The organism is Promicromonospora panici, from assembly GCF_900608595.1.
Classification (GTDB): Bacteria; Actinomycetota; Actinomycetes; order Actinomycetales; family Cellulomonadaceae; genus Promicromonospora; species Promicromonospora panici.
This window is the reverse complement of record NZ_UWYY01000005.1, coordinates 24,149-40,487: the sequence shown is the minus strand read 5'-3', so window position 1 is coordinate 40,487 and position 16,339 is coordinate 24,149. Positions and strand designations below refer to the sequence as shown.

The 16,339-nt window shown below is 71.7% G+C and carries 14 protein-coding genes; 5 read left to right on the top strand and 9 right to left on the bottom strand.

Translation table 11 applies throughout. From position 1 onward, the window contains the following. Positions 1 to 172: 172 nt before the first annotated feature. From EW117_RS06795 to EW117_RS06785, 3 genes are read left to right on the top strand one after another with little or no spacing between them, the layout of a single operon-like run. The gene (locus EW117_RS06795; protein WP_129785029.1) at positions 173 to 853 is read left to right on the top strand and encodes a hypothetical protein; all 681 of its coding nucleotides are present in this window, start codon (positions 173 to 175) and stop codon (positions 851 to 853) included. Continuing rightward, positions 850 to 1,650: a hypothetical protein gene (locus EW117_RS06790; RefSeq protein WP_129785027.1), complete on the top strand. Its 801-nt coding sequence runs from the start codon at positions 850 to 852 to the stop codon at positions 1,648 to 1,650. Before EW117_RS06795 ends, EW117_RS06790 begins: the two co-directional genes overlap by 4 nt. A gap of 54 nt (positions 1,651 to 1,704) precedes the next feature. Further along, positions 1,705 to 2,460, top strand: coding sequence for a metallophosphoesterase family protein (locus EW117_RS06785; protein ID WP_129785025.1), 756 nt, complete (start codon positions 1,705 to 1,707; stop codon positions 2,458 to 2,460). 25 nt (positions 2,461 to 2,485) lie between these two features. Here EW117_RS06785 and EW117_RS06780 read toward each other — a convergent pair whose 3' ends face one another. After that, on the bottom strand, positions 2,486 to 3,217 hold the full coding sequence (locus EW117_RS06780) for a class I SAM-dependent methyltransferase (protein ID WP_129785023.1): 732 nt from the start codon (positions 3,215 to 3,217) through the stop codon (positions 2,486 to 2,488). Between the two features lie 590 nt (positions 3,218 to 3,807). Between EW117_RS06780 and EW117_RS06775 the strand changes: the two genes are divergently transcribed. Next, positions 3,808 to 4,038, top strand: coding sequence for an excisionase family DNA-binding protein (locus EW117_RS06775; RefSeq protein ID WP_129785021.1), 231 nt, complete (start codon positions 3,808 to 3,810; stop codon positions 4,036 to 4,038). Between the two features lie 125 nt (positions 4,039 to 4,163). On the opposite strand, the gene EW117_RS06770 is transcribed toward EW117_RS06775, so the two are convergent. Next, positions 4,164 to 4,796 (bottom strand): metallophosphoesterase, encoded by a 633-nt coding sequence (locus tag EW117_RS06770; protein WP_129785019.1) that lies wholly within the window; start codon positions 4,794 to 4,796, stop codon positions 4,164 to 4,166. Between the two features lie 81 nt (positions 4,797 to 4,877). Here EW117_RS06770 and pdxR point away from each other — a divergent pair, with 81 nt between their 5' ends. After that, positions 4,878 to 6,290: a MocR-like pyridoxine biosynthesis transcription factor PdxR gene (pdxR, locus tag EW117_RS06765; protein ID WP_129785017.1), complete on the top strand. Its 1,413-nt coding sequence runs from the start codon at positions 4,878 to 4,880 to the stop codon at positions 6,288 to 6,290. Here pdxR and EW117_RS06760 read toward each other — a convergent pair. From EW117_RS06760 to EW117_RS06730, 7 genes are all read right to left on the bottom strand, one after another. Then, positions 6,235 to 7,575 carry an APC family permease gene (locus tag EW117_RS06760; protein ID WP_129785016.1) on the bottom strand — a complete coding sequence of 447 codons (1,341 nt, stop codon included), beginning with the start codon at positions 7,573 to 7,575 and terminating at the stop codon, positions 6,235 to 6,237. The two genes, pdxR and EW117_RS06760, sit on opposite strands and share 56 nt — an antisense overlap. Positions 7,576 to 7,672: 97 nt before the next feature. Next, positions 7,673 to 9,484, bottom strand: coding sequence for a potassium channel family protein (locus EW117_RS06755; protein WP_129785014.1), 1,812 nt, complete (start codon positions 9,482 to 9,484; stop codon positions 7,673 to 7,675). Between the two features lie 76 nt (positions 9,485 to 9,560). Continuing rightward, the gene (locus tag EW117_RS06750; RefSeq protein WP_129785391.1) at positions 9,561 to 11,624 is read right to left on the bottom strand and encodes a 3-hydroxyacyl-CoA dehydrogenase NAD-binding domain-containing protein; all 2,064 of its coding nucleotides are present in this window, start codon (positions 11,622 to 11,624) and stop codon (positions 9,561 to 9,563) included. A 72-nt stretch (positions 11,625 to 11,696) separates the two neighbouring features. After that, positions 11,697 to 12,947 (bottom strand): thiolase family protein, encoded by a 1,251-nt coding sequence (locus tag EW117_RS06745; protein ID WP_129785012.1) that lies wholly within the window; start codon positions 12,945 to 12,947, stop codon positions 11,697 to 11,699. A 317-nt stretch (positions 12,948 to 13,264) separates the two neighbouring features. Further along, entirely contained in the window at positions 13,265 to 14,320 is a 1,056-nt protein-coding gene (locus tag EW117_RS06740) for a lipid II:glycine glycyltransferase FemX (RefSeq protein ID WP_129785010.1), read from the bottom strand. 33 nt (positions 14,321 to 14,353) lie between these two features. Beyond that, positions 14,354 to 15,655, bottom strand: a complete 1,302-nt coding sequence (locus tag EW117_RS06735) for an HRDC domain-containing protein (RefSeq protein ID WP_165362543.1) — start codon at positions 15,653 to 15,655, stop codon at positions 14,354 to 14,356. Continuing rightward, complete coding sequence (locus EW117_RS06730) at positions 15,652 to 16,320, bottom strand: DUF3000 domain-containing protein (protein ID WP_129785008.1); 669 nt, start codon at positions 16,318 to 16,320, stop codon at positions 15,652 to 15,654. The genes EW117_RS06735 and EW117_RS06730 overlap by 4 nt, the downstream gene beginning before the upstream one ends. Between the last annotated feature and the right edge of the window lie 19 nt (positions 16,321 to 16,339).

Genomic DNA, 16,339 nt, shown 5'->3' with positions numbered 1-16,339 from the left:
GGCCGGGTTATGTGCATTCGCGGAGACGCCTGGGGTGGTCCACATGCAGGGTTGGGCACGCGGAAGTCTCCTGGTCGTTACGCTCGGCGCGATGTCGAACCTGGCTCTTTCCTCCATCCCTGATCTGGTGCCGGCGAGGGTGACCGTCCCGATCGTCTGGTGCACGGCCGTCGTGACCGTCGTCATCGCCGTCGTCTACGTGTTCGAGCGGACCATCGCCGGCCGTCGGCGCGTGGAGCGAGCGGTCGAGCTGGAACGGGTGCGGCTGCTGAGTGAGCTGCGCCAGTTCCGGGGCATCGAATGGGTGAGTGCGGATCGTGAGCACCGGAACGCGTCGCTCGACATCTGGAGGGCGGCGAGGCGTCAGGTCGTCGTCTTCGGGTTCGGCATGACGAGTGTGGCGCGCGACCCCGGCCTGATCTGGGCGATGGTCAACCGCGGCGTGGACGTCGATGTGATCAAGGTCGATCCGGAGTGGCTCGTGGACAACCCTGCGATCGCCTCGACCATCGATGGGTACTACAGCCGGGACGTGGCCTTCCTCGGGCAGGTGCTGCAGGCGCACGAGCGGCTTGAGCGACTCGCCCGCCAGATCGATGCCGCGGGGCGCGGCACACTGCGCATTCATACGTACCGGACCACGGTCCAGTACAGCGGCTCGATCCGGGACCCGGGGACGCCGGAGGCCTCTGGATACGTGGAGTTCCACCTGTACCGGAAGTCCATCGAGCGGCTCGGCATCGGTCTGCAACAGTACGACGGCGACGACGAACTGAACCCACCGATCCTGAAGCACGTGCTGCATTCGCTCGCGCTTGCCGTGGGGCATCCGGTACCGGGACGCGCGCCGTGAGGGGCGACGGCAGGTGGGCCCGGAGCGGGCTGATCGTGGTCGCCCTGGGCGTGGCGTCCAACCTCGCCCTGACCTTCGTGCCCGACGTCGTCCCGGAGCGTGCGGCGGAAATCATCGTCTACTGCATGACCGGCGTCGTTCTCGTCGTGGCCCCGCTGTGGGTCTACCGCGAGCTGATCGAGTCCTCCCGCCGTCTGCAGGAGGAGAAGCGGCGGATGCGCGGCATCGAGGCGGTGGGCGGCGACTACAGCCGCGAGGCGGACGTTCACGAGCTGTGGAGCTCCGCCCGCGAGCGGGTGGTGTGTTTCGGGGTCGGGCTGACGAGTGTCACCAAGGACGTCGAGCACGTCATCGAGGTGGTCGGCCGTGGCGTACGGGTCGACTTCGTGATGGTGGATCCGCAGTGGCTGCGGGCGCAGCGGAGGGTGCGCGGCCTGATGAACGACTTCTACGACGAGTACGCGTTCGTGACGCGCGTGGAGAGGGCACACGAGATCATTCGCTCGCTCGCCGCGCGGCTGGTGGAGGACGGCGTGGCGGGCGAAGTTCGTCTGCACACCTATCGGGCTTGGGTGCAGCACAGCGCGACGATCGCCGACCCGTGGTCGGACCAGCCGAAGGGCTACATGGAGTTCCACGTGTTCCGGCGGCGCCCCGCCTGGATCCGCCTCGTTGCGTCCGGGTTCGACGGTCCGCGGGACAACCGGCCGTACGTGTCGCACATCCTGCGCGAGCTGGACCGGCTGCTCGGGTACCGGCTCGCCGAGGAGGGCCACCGCGCCGAGGAGGGCAGGTGAGATCGAAGCCGCACTACAGCAGTCACGGGGCGACGACTGTGGCACGATCCAGTGATGCCCCTGGAGCGGATCGCCCTGATCAGTGATGTCCACGGAAACCTGACCGCGCTCGACGCTGTGCTCGCCGACGTCGAGGCGCGTGGAATCGACCGGATCGTGAATCTCGGCGACTTCGTCGGCAAGGGTCCGCGCGGCAGCGAGGTGGTGGACCGGTGCGCGAAGGTGTGCGACGTCAACATCCGAGGGAACTGGGATGACCACCTGCCGACCTGGACCGACGAGACGTCACCGGAGATGGTCTGGTGGCGCGACGAACTGCGCGAGGACCAGCGCGACTGGCTGACGGGTCTGCCGCTGAGCCATGACCTGCTGATCAGCGGGCGGAACGTCCGGTTGTTTCACGCGTCGGCGGTCAGCCCGCACGTGCGCGTGCGGGCGGGGCACACAGCCGACGAGTTCGAGGGGATGTTCTTGAACACGCCGATGACTGGGCACGGGCCCGCGCCGTCCGTCGTCGGCTATGGCGACATCCACGCGGCTTTCGTGGAGGTGGAAGGCGGCCGGACGTTGTTCAACGTCGGCAGCGTCGGCAACCCCCTGGACGAGCCGGTCCCCAGCTACGTGGTGCTGGAGGGCATCACCGACGAACCGGGACCGGCGCCCTTCGGCCTGCAGATCGTCCGAGTCCCGTACGACGTGGAGCCGGAGATCTCCCTGGCCGCCCAGCTCGGGATGCCCGCACTGGAGCCTTACGCGGTCGAGTTGCGCACGGCTCTCTACCGGGGGCTGCAGCCGAACCTTCGGTCCTGACGACTCGCCGTCGTCGGGCGCCTCGTCAGGCCGTCCGGGTGACCACGATGTCGGACCAGAACTGCTGGGGTCGTCCAGGATCCGCTGTGACGTGCTCGTCGAAGGCCCACGTTCCGGGGTGGTTCATGACCGAGTGCTCGATGAGGTTGCGGAAGGTCTCTCTGGTGTAGTGGTTCCGCCACCGCTCGTCGCTGAGCGGCCGCCCGGGTGCGGGGTGCTCGCTGTCGTTCTTGTGACGCAGGCCCTGGGAGTGCGCCGTCTCGACGGTCGTCGACATGATCGCCGTGCCGTGCGGGGCGACGTGGGAGAGGATCCCGTCGGCCACTGCCCGGTCCAGCGGGGCGGGGAACAGGTGGACGAACGCGGTGGCGACGACGAGGTCGAACTCCGGATCGTCGGGGCACCAGTCGCAGAAGTCGACGCAGATGAACTGCGGCTGGTTGTCGAGGCCGATGTGCGTCGCCGCCACCGTGCGGGCAGCGCTGATCATCTGGTGGCTGATGTCGACGCCGGTCACGCTGTATCCGTGCTTGGCGAGGTAGAAGGAGTTGGTCCCGATACCGCACCCGACGTCCAGCGCACGTGCTCTCGAACGCCTGCGGATCTTCTCGATCCTCGGCCAGAGCCACACGTCGTTGCCGGCGAGGCGCTGTGCCGCACGCGCCTGGTAGTGCGCCACCTGGCTGCCGTAGACCGCCTCGGCGGTCTGTGAGACCTCCCGGTCGTGGCTGGTTCGTCGAATCGGCTCGACCGGCATGGCTGCTCCTGACCGTACTTCGTGCAGAGGTCCCGTCGTCAGGACGGGGCAAGGTCACAGAGCTGTCCGGAAAACACGCTCTGGATAAGCCCCATTGTTCTGAGCGAGATATAAGGGATCTTGCCGTGCGCCATCGGCGAAAGGCAAGCCCGCCGCGGCAATTCGATACTCGGGGGCGCGGTGCAAACGACGTGTCGGCACCTGCCTCTGCCGGAACGACTGCCCTCCCACCTGGGCGTTCAGGAGTCGCTGGAGCCGCGACGGCCCTTCCGGGGTGGCTGACGGCTACAAGGAAGGCACGGGATCCACACAAGTGGGAGGGTTCGACGCTCGTCCGACGACTTTCTGCCGAGCGGGGTGAAAGTTCCTTACCGAAGGTTTGTCAGGGGGGTCCACGGCACCTTCGTTGCTGGCAAAGGAAGGCCATGAATTCCGCCAGTGGAATTCCATTGACTGATTTGTCCATGCGGGCCATGTGGAGTCGGTTTGCAGGGGGAATGGGCGTCATGAAGAAAAGAAACACCGTCGGATATCGAAACTCGCACCGATTCGACTGGACTCAGACCACCTGAAGGCGCAAGACTGGTCGTGTGAACGAAATCACATTGGAAGCAGAAGGCACCGGACCAGACCAGGACCTGACCGCGCTCGAGGCCGCGCGTCTGCTGGGAGTGTCGAAGCTGCACGTCATCGACCTTCTCGAGGCAGGTGAGATCGACTACCACATGGTCGGCACGGACCTCATGTTCAGCGCCGCGGAGATCGAGTCCTACAAGTCGGACCGTGAGCACCGCGACTCGGAGTCCCTCGTATCCGCATGACCCTCGCGCGGCGGGCGCCCTGGCGCTTCCGCTGACGCAGTGCGTGCGCATCGAGCACCTTCGATGCCACGCACCCTGACGCCTGAGCGCACGTTCATCACCGCAGAACGTGCGCTCTTGTCATGTCAGGACCAGCGCATCGGCTCCAGCTCGCGAGGGCCGTCGCCGATCAGCCCGGCGATCGTCTCGGCGGGTACCGGCCGGCCGCCCCAGACGTCGACGCCGACGTTGATCTGCCGCCCGCGCTGACGCCACGTGTCGTGCACGTGGCCGTGCACCACCCAGCCGCCGCGGTCCACGGGACGGTACTCGACGAACCGGTCCGCGCCGTGCGAGTCGCCCTCGTACGGGAAGTGCGACAGGTCGACCTCCTGGTCGCCGAGGACCACGCGCTCCGGGCGGTCATGGATCTCGGCGAAGCCCGCGCCCAGGTAGCGCTCTCGCGCGGCCGCCCGACGCCGCTCGCGGGCCTCCGCGTCCCCCTTGCGCAGAGCGCGGTCGCCCTCCCAGCAGCGGTCGTGGTTGCCGGGAACCAGGATCTTGTGCCCCGCGAGCCGCCCGATGTGCGCGAGGGACTCGTCGAGGGCGCCGAGGGCGACGTCGCCCAGCACCCACACGGTGTCGTCGTCGGTCACCGTCTCGTTCCAGAGCTGGACGAGCCGGGAGTTCATCGCGGAGACGCCGGGGAACGGGCGATCGCAGAAGCGGATGATGTTCAGGTGTCCGAAATGCAGGTCGGACGTGTAGTACGTAGTCATGTCGGTAGGACATTCAACCCGCTCCCGCACCGCCGAGGGAACCGAATTCGGCGGTACGAAGGAATGCGCGATGATCGGCGGGTGGATCTCGCCGTCGATCTCAGCCAGCGCACCGGCCGCACCGACGCCATCTATCGTGCCCTGCACACCGCCCTGACGACGGGGCGGGTCCCGGCGGGGGAGCGGCTGCCCTCGACACGCGACCTCGCCCGCGACCTCGGTGTCTCGCGCGCGAGCGTCGCCACCGCGTACGAACGGCTCGCCGCCGAGGGGTTCCTGGAGACCCGGACCGGCGCCGGGACGTTCGCCACCGCGGCGGCGCGCGACGTGCCGCCCGTGCGGCACCGGAAACCGGGAGCCCTGCGCCCGCGTGCGGGCTGGCGCTGGAGCGCGCATCGCACCAGCGGCGACGCACCGGTTCCGGCCCACGACTTCCGGGTCGGCATCCCCGACGCGAGCCTCTTCCCCTTCGACACGTGGCGCCGGCTGCTGGCCGCCGAGTCGCGCGCGGGCGGTCCCGCTGCCGGCTCGTACGGGAGCCCGGCGGGCCTGCCCGGCTTCCGCGAGGCCGTCGCCCGCTACGTGTCGGGCTCCCGCGGCGTCCAGGCCGGGCCCGACGACGTCATCGCCACCACGGGCGCCCAGCAGGCCCTCGACCTGGTGGCACGCGTGCTGCTCGAACCGGGCGACGTCGTCGCGATGGAGGATCCGGGTTACCCGGAGGCGCGCGAGCTCTTCGCGCTGCACGGGGCGCGGGTCGTGCCGGTGCCGGTCGACGCCGAGGGCCTGGTCGTCGACCAGATCCCCGCCCAGGCCCGTCTGGTCTACACCACGCCGTCGCACCAGTTCCCCCTGGGGATGCCCCTCTCGCTCGCCCGCCGGCGGGCCCTGCTGGCGCACGCCGCGAAGCACGGGGCCGCGGTGGTCGAGGACGACTACGACTCCGAGTTCCGCCGCGTCCGCCGTCCGCTGGAGTCGCTGCAGGCGCTCGACCGGGACGGTCGTGTGGTCTACGTCGGCACGTTCTCGAAGTCGCTGCTGCCCGGCCTGCGCGTCGGGTACCTGGTGGCGCCGTCGTCCCTGCGCGAGGCCCTGCTCGCGGCCCGGCAGCTCACCGACGGCCACGGCGCGGTGCACGTGCAGGCCGCGCTCGCGCGGTTCATCGACGACGGCCTGCTCGCCCGGCACGTCCGCAAGGCCTCGGCCCGCTACACCGAGCGGTACGAGATCCTGCTGGACGCGCTGGCCGACCTGCCCGTCGAGCCGGTCCCGTCCGCGGCGGGCCTGCACCTGGCGGCCTACTTGCCCGCGGACGCCCCGGCCGGTTCGCAGGCCCTCGTGGCCCGTGCCCGACGACGGTCGGTCGCCCTGGAGTCCCTCGCTGCCTTCGCGACGGGTCCCCACCGGGACGGGATAGTGCTCGGGATCGGTGGCACGGTCACGAGCTCGATCCGGCCAGGAATTCGGGTGCTGGGTCGTCTGCTGGCGCCGTGACGCCTGTCGTGGGCGCGCCCGTCGTGGACGGCGCGCCCGTGGTGGCGGCCGCCGCGACCCGCGCCCGCCGCCGCCAGGTCGCCCAGGCGAGCCCGCCCAGCGCGGCGGCCACCGGGCCGGTCATGTTGGCCCCGGTCATGACCAGCAGGCCGAGCGCGGCCGCGAGCGACACGGCCGCGCACCACCAGGGGGCGCCCCAGCGCGGCAGGAGGCGCAGGGCCGCGGCCGCGCTCACCACGTAGAGCAGGGAGAACGTCGCCGACGCCATGGGAACTATCGCGTCGGTGGACAGGTGCAGGGCGGCGAGCACCGCCGTCGTACCGAGAGCGAGCGTCGCGAGGAGCGCGAGGGAGCGGCGCGGCGGGCGGCCCGGCGCGGCCCCCAGCCAGGCGGGGAGGCCGCCGTCCCGGGCGAGGGCCGCGCCGATCCGGCTGCCGCCCGCGAAGTAGACGTTGATCGCCCCGACCGTCAGCAGCACCGCCACCACGGTGGTGACCGGCCGGGCGCGCTCGCCGAAGCCGAGCACGAGCAGGTCCGAGAGCGGCGCCGGCCCGGGGCTAGCGCCGAGGGCCGCGACCGTGGCGAACGCGACGCCCAGGTACAGCAGCCCGACCAAAGCCACCGCGATCGCCGTGGCCCGCGGGATGTCCCTGGCCGGACGGCGGTACTCGGCCGACAGCGAGCCCAGGATCTCCCACCCGGCGAACGCCCAGACCAGGAGCGCCGCGGCCGGACCGACCGCGCCCCAGCCGTGCGGGGCGAACGGCGTGAGGTAGCTGGGCTCGGTGTGCGGCAGCGCGACCACCACCGAGACCGCCAGCAGGAGTGCGACGGTCCCGGCGATGACGAGCTGCGCCGTGCCGGACACCCGCAGGTCGAACCAGTTCATCACGGCGCACACCGCGATGATCGCGACCGTGGTGACCAGGGCGGTATCGGTCCCGCCACCGGTAGCGTCCGCGACGTAGCCGCCCGCGAAGCCGGCCGCCGCGGGCGCTCCCACGCAGATCGTCGCGTAGAACGCCCAGCCGACCATCGTGGACGCCCGCTCGCCGAACGCGAGGCGCGCATAGGTGGCCACCCCGCCGCCGTCGGGGTGGCGCGCGCCGAGCGCCGCGAACGTCGTGGCGAGCGGGATGGACAGGAGGACGAGCGCTGCCCACGCCACGAGAGAGGCCGGGCCGGCCACGCCCGCGGCGAGGGCCGGGAGCGAGATGACGCCGGTGCCGAGCATGGCGCCGAGGGTGAGCGCGGCGCCCTGGGGCACGCTGAGACCGTTCTGCATGGGCCTGACGTTATGCGCCCGGTGGACCGGCGAACGGGCCGATCCGGGGCTGGTTGTTCAGTCCGATCCGGCCGGCGCGACCCGGCCGGATCGCCGGCTACATCCGCAGCGGCGGCCGGGCCATCTCGCGCACCCGGCTCAGCCCGGCGGTGGTGGCGATGACGACCACCGTGTCGCCCGCGTTCAGATACCGGCCCTCCGACGGCTCGATGGTGACCCCGCCGCCACCGCTGGGGTGGCTCCTCGTCCGGATCGCCAGAAGCCGGCTCTTGGCGTCATCGCCGCCGTGCTCCCCGGAACCGTCGAGGTCGACGTCGTCGGGGCGCATGCGGGCCATCTGGCTGCCCTCCATGATGAGCACCTCGGCGAGCACGAGCACCCGGTCAAGGTAGGGGACGGTGGCCGTGACGTCCTGGCCGATCATCGCGGCGGCGAACGACGGCGCGGCGAGGAACGAGGAGCTGAGACCCACCGAGTCGGGGATCTCGCGCCGGATGCGCCGCGACAGATCCTTGTCGAACACCCGCAGGACGGTCCGCAGCGGCGGGGCGTCCTTGGACCGGGGGATCGAGCGTGCCGCGAAGCCGATGCCGATGGTGATCGCCCCGCCGCTCGTGACGACCACTATCGCCTGGGCGGTGTCCACGTACGCGGCGTGCAGGGTCGCTGCCCGGCGAGCGTCACCGACCACGACGGGCACGTCCCGGGACCGCGCGACGGCGATACCGCGCGCCGACTCGTCGACGTCGACGGCGACCACCGGTACGCCGCGCCGGTCGAGGGAGCGCACGATGCGGGTGCCGAGGTCGCCGAGACCGACGACGACCACGTGGTCGGCCATCGGGCGCCGCGGCGAGCCCGCGTCGAGCAGGCGCTGGGTGCGCACCACGCCGTCGACCACCACACCGGTGACCCACGGGATGACGGCGACGCTGACGATCGTCAGGACCACCTGGGTGGCCTTGACCACGGGGTTCGCGTCGTGATCGGGGTCGCTCCCGGCCAGGGAGGGCAGCACCGCCTCGTACAGCGCCCCGGCAAAGGACGAGCCCGTGGCGAGCTGCATCGTCACCGCCCCGATCAGCACGACCACGAGGAGGACGCCGGCGGCGAGCAGCAGGTTCCGCCCGGACGTGATCGCGAGGGTGCGCAAGTATTCGCCGACCCGGCGCCTGCGGTGCGGGTCCACCTCGTCCTCGTCGGGCTCCAGGTCTGCCTTGACCTCCGGCAGCACGTCGTCCTCGGCGGCTTCCGCCAGGAGGAGTTTCGAGGTGAGGCCGTTCGCGATCTCCTTGTCGCTGGGGAGCGCGGTGACCGCGCCGTCCCGGTCGGTCGCGAACAGCACCATGTGCGGGTGCAGGGACGTGACCTCGTCGGACACGACGACCAGGCGCCGCCCGCCGCGAACCGGCAGGCTGATCTGCCGGCGCAGGGCGGCGCCGACGATCTCCGGCGCGGCGAACGCTGACGACGACAGCACCGTGCAATGGTCGCGCTGCAGGTGCCTGCCGAGCGACTCGTCGAAGATCCGGACCACCACGTGCAGCCCCGGCCAGGTCTCGCGGAGCAGGAGCGCCAGGGCGACGTTCGCGCCGTCGTCCTGGTTCACGAGGGCGGCCGCCGCGGCGCGGTCCGCGCCGGCCTCCTTGAGCGCCCCCTCGTCGACCCGTTCGGTTTCGAGCAGGCTGACGAGTTCGAGCAGCTTGCCGTCGCCGTCGCGCCTGGGCTTGCCGTCGTCGTCGAGGTTGAGGCCGAGCATGTCCTGCGCGTACCGGGAGGAGCGGTCCGCGACCACGACGGTCACCGTGCCCCGGAACCGCGTGCTGAGCGCGCGCGTGAGGCGGTACGCGAGGGGATTGTCACCGACGACTATGTAGTGCGCGTTCGTGCCTGGTACGGCATCCGTCATGTTCGCAGAGCGTAGCGGGGCCCTCCGACAACGAGCCCGCAAACTCGGGGCTCGTCGCCGGAGGGCCCGGGGTCGATCAGGCGGGGACGTTCGCCACGCCGTCGGGCAGGAACCGCCTGCCCAGGACCTTCTCGCTGTAGCCCGTGCGGTCCAGGTACGGCGTGATGCCGCCGGTGTGGAAGCCCCAGCCGGCGCCGAGGATCATCGCGAGGTCGATCTGCTGCGGGCCGGGCACGACGCCCTCGTCCAGCATCAGGCCGATCTCGGTGGTCAGCGCCGTGAGTACGGAGTCGAGCACGCCGTCGGCGTCGAGCACGCCCGGCTCACCAGGACGGGCCGGGCCGAAGTACTCCTGGATCGCCGGGTCGACCGGCTTGGGCAGACCCTTGGCCGGGGCGTCCAGCACCACCCGGGTGCCGTCCTCGACGATCTTGGCCAGGCCTCGCGAGGCCGGGATGCGGTCGCCGAGGTTCTCACGCAGCGAGGTGAGCACGTGCTGCGCCACGGCGGGACCCACCAGGTCGGTCAGCTCGAAGATCGGCATCGGGAGGCCGAGGGGCGCGAGCGCCCGGTCCGCGACCTCGACCGGCGTCCCGCCCTCGATCGCGTCCACGACCTGGCCCATGACGAGCAGCAGCAGACGGTTCACGATGAACCCGGGGCGGTCGGCCGACATGATCGCCGTCTTGCGGAGCTTCTTCGTGACCGCGAACGCCGTGGCGAGGGCCTCGTCGGACGTGTGCTCGGCGTTGATCACCTCGACCAGCGGCATCTGGGCCACCGGGTTGAAGAAGTGGATGCCGACCACCCGCTCGGGATGGGCCAGGTCCGCCGCCATCTCGCTGACGGACAACGCCGACGTGTTGGTCGCCAGGATCGCCTCGGGGGAGATGATGCCCTCCAGCTCGGCGAACACCTTCTTCTTGAGGCCCATGACCTCCGTGACGGCCTCGATCACGAAGTCGCACGAGGCGAACTCGCCGATCTCGGTGGTGCCGGACACCGACGCGACGATGCGGGCGGCGGCGTCGGGCGCCAGGCGGCCGCGGCCGGCCAGCTTCTCGGCGGTCTCGCGGACGAAGTCCAGGCCCTTGTCCACGCGCTCCTGGTCCAGGTCGCGCATGACGACGGGGACGCCGAGACGCTGCGCGAACAGGAACGCCATCTGGGCGGCCATCAGACCGGCGCCCACGACGCCGACCCGGGTGACCGGGTGCGCGAGCTTCGGGTCCGGGGCACCCTGGGGCTTCTTGCCGCCGCCGACGAGGTTGAACGCGTAGATGCTGGCGCGCATCTCGTCGGACATGATCAGGTCCGCCAGCGCCTGGTCCTCCGCGGCGAACGCGTCGGCCTTGGTGGCGTTCCGGGCTGCGGCGATGAGCTCCAGCGCGCGGTGCGGCGCGGGGCGCGACGCGCCGACGAGGGTGTCGAGCTGCGCCTTCGTGGCGGCGACGACGCCGTCCCACACGGGCTGCGGGTCGAGCTCGCGGCGGGGCACCTCGATCTCTCCGGTGACCACCTTGGCGGCCCAGATGATGGACTGCTCCAGGAAGTCGGCGGCCTCGAACAGCTCGTCGACCAGCCCGATCTTGAGGGCCTCGGCGGGCTTGTACGGCTTGTTCGCCGCGGGCCGGGTGAGGATGACCTCGACGGCCTTCTCGACGCCGACCAGGCGCGGTACGAGGTACGCGCCGCCCCAGCCGGGGACCAGGCCGATGCCGGTCTCGGGCAGGCCGAGCGCCGCGGCGTCGGACGCCACGGTGCGGTAGTCGCAGTTGAGGGCGACCTCGAGGCCGCCGCCCAGGGCCAGGCCGTTGACGAACGCGAAGGTCGGCACGCCGGTGGCCGCACGCAGATCGCCGAGGATCGTGTACGCGGCGTGGCCGGCGCGGCCCAGCTCGACGGCGTCGTCGTGGCCGTGCACCGAGGTGATGTGCTTGAGATCGGCGCCCGCGGCGACGAAGTACGGCTTGCCGGTCACGCCGACGGCGGCGATCTCGCCGGCCTCGGCGCGGCTGCGGACGACCTCCAGGGCCGCCTTCAGCTCGGCCATGCCGGCCGGCCCGAGCGTGTTCGGCTTGGTGTGGTCCAGGCCGTTGTCGAGCGTGACCAGTGCGAGGATCCCGGCGTCGCCAGGCATCCGCACGTCACGGACGAGCGAGTGGGTGACGCGCTCGGTCGGGGCGCTGGGGGTGGGGGTGTCGGGCACGGGTCAGTTCTCCTCGTCCGTGTGGCCGGAGTAGTCGGCGTGGTGGGGGTTCTCCCAGATGACGCTGCCGCCCTGGCCCAGGCCGACGCACATGGCGGTGAGCCCGTAGCGGACCTCGGGGTGCTGCTCGAACTGCCGGGCTAGCTGGGTCATCAGGCGCACGCCGGAGCTGGCCAGCGGGTGGCCCATGGCGATGGCGCCGCCGTACTGGTTCACGCGCGGGTCGTCGTCGGCGATGCCGTAGTGGTCCAGGAACGACAGCACCTGCACGGCGAACGCCTCGTTCAGCTCGAAGAGGCCGATGTCGTCGATCGTCAGGCCGGCCGTCTTCAGGGCCTTGTCCGTGGAGGGCACCGGGCCGTAGCCCATGATCTCCGGGGGCACGCCGGCGAAGCCGTACGACACCATGCGCATCCGGGCGGGCAGGCCCAGCTCGGCGGCGACGTCGCCGGCGGCGAGGATGGCGCCCGTGGCGCCGTCGGTCAGCGGGGACGACGTCGCGGGGGTGACCCGGCCGCCCGGGCGGAACGGCGTCTTGAGGCCCTGGATGGACTCGAAGGTCGTCTCGGGTCGCGGCAGCTCGTCGGTGGTCGCCAGGCCCCAGCCCTGCTCGGAGGATCGGATCGCGATCGGGACCAGGTCGGGGTCGATGTTGCCGTTGGCCAGCGCCTTGGCGTACTTGGCCTGCGACTCGACGGCGAACCGGTCGGCGCGCTCCTTGGTCAGGTGCGGGAACTTGTCGTGCAGGTTCTCGGCGGTGACGCCCATGTTCAGGGCCTGCGGGTCCACGAGCTTCTCGGCCACGAAGCGGGGGTTCACGTCGGCGTCGAAGCCCATCGGGTGGCGGCCCATGTGCTCCACGCCGCCGGCGATCACGACGTCGGCGGCGCCCATGGCGATGCCCGCGGCGGTGGTGGTTGCGGCCGTCATGGCGCCGGCGCACATCCGGTCGATGGCGTAGCCCGGCACGGACTGGGGGAGACCGGCGAGCATGCCTACCGTGCGGCCGAGCGTGAGCCCCTGGTCGCCCTGCTGGGTGGTGGCGGCGATGGCCACCTCGTCGATCCGCTCCGGGGGCAGCTCAGGATGGCGCCGCAGCAGCTCGCGCACCACCTTCACGATCAGGTCGTCGGCACGCGTCTCGGCGTAGAGACCGTCGGGCTTGGCCTTGCCGAAGGGCGTGCGGGCGCCGTCGACGAACACGACGTCGCGTACCGCACGGCGGGCACGCGGTGTTTCCGGGGCTGCGGTCATCAGCAGAACTCCTGGGGGTCTTGGGACGGCGACGTCCGATGCGCGACGCCGCTGGATCGAGATACACGCTACCGCGAGTACCGGTAAAAAGCACGCACGAGATGAGACCGAGTTCGGGGCTTGATGAAACGCGGTCTCGCGAGTGCGGGGGCGCGCGAAAACCCGCGCCGGCTGAGGGATTGTGCCCACCACGACGCGTGGCTGCGGGCACAATCACTCAGTCGGCTTGGACCGAGTGATTGTGCCCACAAAGGGGCGTGGTCGTGGACACAATGGCGCAGCCAGGCGCGGGCTCCCGGAGGGCGCGCGGGGCGGCGTCAGCCGCGGCGGCGGAGCTTGCGGACTACCTTCTTCGCCGTCGGCAAGGCCGTGTTCCACGTGTTGTACCAGCGCGAGAACGCGACGTCGATCGAGCCGACGAGCTCGTCCGTGTGCTTGGCGAAGCTCTTCTTGAAGTCACTGATGCCGTCGTTGAGCAGGCCGTTCATGTCATACCGCACGAGGCCCTGCTCCTGGGCGATCTCGATGGTGCGCCAGTAGGTCGGCGCGGTGGCGGTCGCCTTGCGGCCGGCGTCGTTGCCGCCGCCGTACAGCAGGAACGAGGTGCTGGCCGAGTTCACGCACCACGCGAAGCACGCGGGCGCGTCGTCGATGTACGTGGCCACCAGCACCGACTTGTCGCCCAGCTCCCGGTGGATGTCCAGGTAGTACTTGTCGTGGTGGATGGCGAACCCGGCGCGCTCGGCGGTCTCCTTGTAGACGTCGAGCACCCGGAGCACCTCCTTCTCCTCCGTGACCCGGCGGATGTCGAGGCCCGTGCGGCTGCCCTTGCGGATCTCGTACCGCGTGGACTTGCGCATGTCCGCCATCAGCTCGTCACCGGACTTGGTGAGGTCGAGGATCAGGGTGCTCGGGATCATGATCTGGTTCGGCGCGTACCGCCGTCCGGCCAGGTCGAGCTGCGTGCCGGCGGGCCAGTCGGGTTCGATGGTGATGCCGACGCCGCCCACGTTCTCGCGCGCCCACTCCACGACGGTGTTGGTCACGGCGTTGCGGGTCGCGGTGTCGCCGACGCCGAAGACCGCCTGTGCCGTCTCCCCGTCGTGGTGCGCGACGACGGGGCCGCGCGGCACGTACGACAGGGCCTTGAACTGTGCCGGCAGCGGCCGCACGAGCAGCTGGGCCAGGCCGACCGTGGTGCCGTCCTCCGTCACGCGCAGCCGGTGCGCGCGCCAGTTGCCGGCGGCCTTGACCTCGCCCCATCCCCACAGCTGGAGCGGGTGTCCGCCCAGGGCGAGAACCTCGCGATCCCAGGTCGAAGGTTCGGTGACTACGTCGACGGCGAGCGTGATGGGCTCCGACAGGGCTGGCATGGGGACGACTCTACTGGGGCCGACGGGGCGAGTTCACACCTGGTCGGGCGCCGGGTCAGGTGCTGGGGCAGGTGCCGGGGTGAGCGCCGCGTCGGCGAAGGCCCGTTCCAGGCCCGCGGCAAGGAGACCGACCTGCCACTCGCGCGCCCCGCGGCCCCGCAGGAACTCGGTGATCGCCGCGGCGTCGGCCGGTCTCGGCGGCGTCCAGCACAGGCGGCGCAGCGCATCCGGCTGCAGCAGGTTCTCCACCGGGATGCTCAGCTCCTGCGACAGCGCCGTCACGAGCTCGCGCGCCGCCACGAGGCGCCGGGCCGCCACGGGGTCCCGATCGCCCCAGGTGCGCGGGGGCGGCGGGCCGTCCGTGCGCGGGCCGCGCACGGACGGCAGCTCGACGTCAGGCAGGGCGCGCGCCTCGTCGATGGCCTTCTGCCAGTAGGCGGCCCGGCGCTTGGTGCCCTTGCCCGCGAACTCGGGCAGGGTCACGAGCTGCCCCGCGGTCTTCGGCATGGCCTTGGCGGCTGCGACGATGGCACGGTCGGGCAGCACCCGGCCGGGCGAGATGTCCCGGGCCTGGGCGCTGGTGTCGCGGGCGAACCACAACGCCCGCACGGCGGCGACCTGGCGGGGGTTGCGCAGCACGTGCATGCCGGACGTGCGCCGCCACGGGTCGACGCGCGGCGCCGGCGGGGGGGCGGTGCGGACCGCCTCGAACTCCTGTGCCGCCCACTCGGTCTTGCCGGCGGCCTCGAGCCGCTCGGCGAGGCGGTCGCGGAGGTCCACGAGTACCTCGACGTCGAGCGCGGCGTACCGCAGCCAGTCCTCCGGCAGGGGGCGCGTGGACCAGTCGACCGCGGAGTGCTCCTTCGCCAGCCCCAGGCCCAGCACCTCGGCGACGACGGCGGCGAGGCCCACCCGTTCCATGCCGAGCAGGCGTGCGGCGAGCTCGGTGTCGAAGACCCGGGCGGGGCGCAGCCCGTGCTCGGCGAACCCGGGCAGGTCCTGGGAGGCGGCGTGCAGCACGAACTCGGCGTCGCCGACGGCCTCGCCCAGCGCGGAGAGGTCCGGGACGCCGACCGGGTCGATCAGCGCCGTCCCCGCGCCCGCGCGCCGCACCTGGACCAGGTAGGTCGCCTGGCCGTACCGGTACCCGGAGGCGCGTTCGGCGTCGGCGGCGACCGGCCCGGAGCCGGCCGCGAACGCCTCGACGACACGCGCGAACGCACCCTCGGTCGCCACGACGTCGGGCAGCCCGTCGGCGGGCTCGGTGAGTGGTGTGACGGGTGCCGGCACGGGCGTCGATGTCTCCGCAGGGACTCCTCGCTCCGTGGTGGTCATGGACCTACCGTATGGCGTTGCCTGGAGCGGTCGGTAAACCGCCTGGTGAGCGCAGCGACGCCCTCGGGCAGCGGAGGCACCCCGGCCGCCATCGTGAGCAGCGCCGCCCACGCCCGCAGGTGGGTGCCCAGATGCGTGTCGAGCGGCGTCCACGACGCGCGGATCTCGAGGTCCACGGCGTCGGGCGTGCCGGCCAGGGCGCCGTAGCTCTGGGACAGCACGCGGGTGACCGTGCCGCCGTCGGCCACGGTGCTGGTACCCGGGACCAGGCCCGCGGACTCGAGGCACTCGCCCACCCAGGACCAGGCGACGTCGGCCAGCATGGGGTCCGCCGCCATCTCCGGCTCCAGCGTGGCGCGCACCAGGGTGACCACGCGGAACGTGCCGTGCCAGGCCTCCTGGCCGGCCGGGTCGTGCAGGACGACGAAGCGGCCGGTGGCCAGCGGCTCCTCGGCGTGGTCGTGGTCGTCGTCGGCGTCGCGGTCGGCCCGGCCCGGCGGCGCGCCGGCCAGGACGTCGCCCGCCAGGGCCACGCTGAACGGCGCGACCCGGCGGGGGGCCGGGATCTCCGTGAGGCGCACCTCGGCGCGCAAGGCCTGGCGCCGCAGGTCGGCGAGGGCTGCTGCGAAGTCGACGGGAACGCCGGTGGGCGGGCCGCTGGTCACCACTTCACCGTACGTCCGT

Excerpts from the sequence above, each read along its gene's own strand:
- EW117_RS06750 (WP_129785391.1), bottom strand. The coding sequence starts at position 11,624 with ATGCCTGGCGACGCCGGGATCCTCGCACTGGTCACGCTCGACAACGGC.
- EW117_RS06760 (WP_129785016.1), bottom strand. The coding sequence starts at position 7,575 with ATGCAGAACGGTCTCAGCGTGCCCCAGGGCGCCGCGCTCACCCTCGGC.
- EW117_RS06735 (WP_165362543.1), bottom strand. The coding sequence starts at position 15,655 with ATGACCACCACGGAGCGAGGAGTCCCTGCGGAGACATCGACGCCCGTG.
- EW117_RS06755 (WP_129785014.1), bottom strand. The coding sequence starts at position 9,484 with ATGACGGATGCCGTACCAGGCACGAACGCGCACTACATAGTCGTCGGT.
- EW117_RS06785 (WP_129785025.1), top strand. The coding sequence starts at position 1,705 with ATGCCCCTGGAGCGGATCGCCCTGATCAGTGATGTCCACGGAAACCTG.
- EW117_RS06780 (WP_129785023.1), bottom strand. The coding sequence starts at position 3,217 with ATGCCGGTCGAGCCGATTCGACGAACCAGCCACGACCGGGAGGTCTCA.
- EW117_RS06770 (WP_129785019.1), bottom strand. The coding sequence starts at position 4,796 with ATGACTACGTACTACACGTCCGACCTGCATTTCGGACACCTGAACATC.
- EW117_RS06740 (WP_129785010.1), bottom strand. The coding sequence starts at position 14,320 with ATGCCAGCCCTGTCGGAGCCCATCACGCTCGCCGTCGACGTAGTCACC.
- EW117_RS06745 (WP_129785012.1), bottom strand. The coding sequence starts at position 12,947 with ATGACCGCAGCCCCGGAAACACCGCGTGCCCGCCGTGCGGTACGCGAC.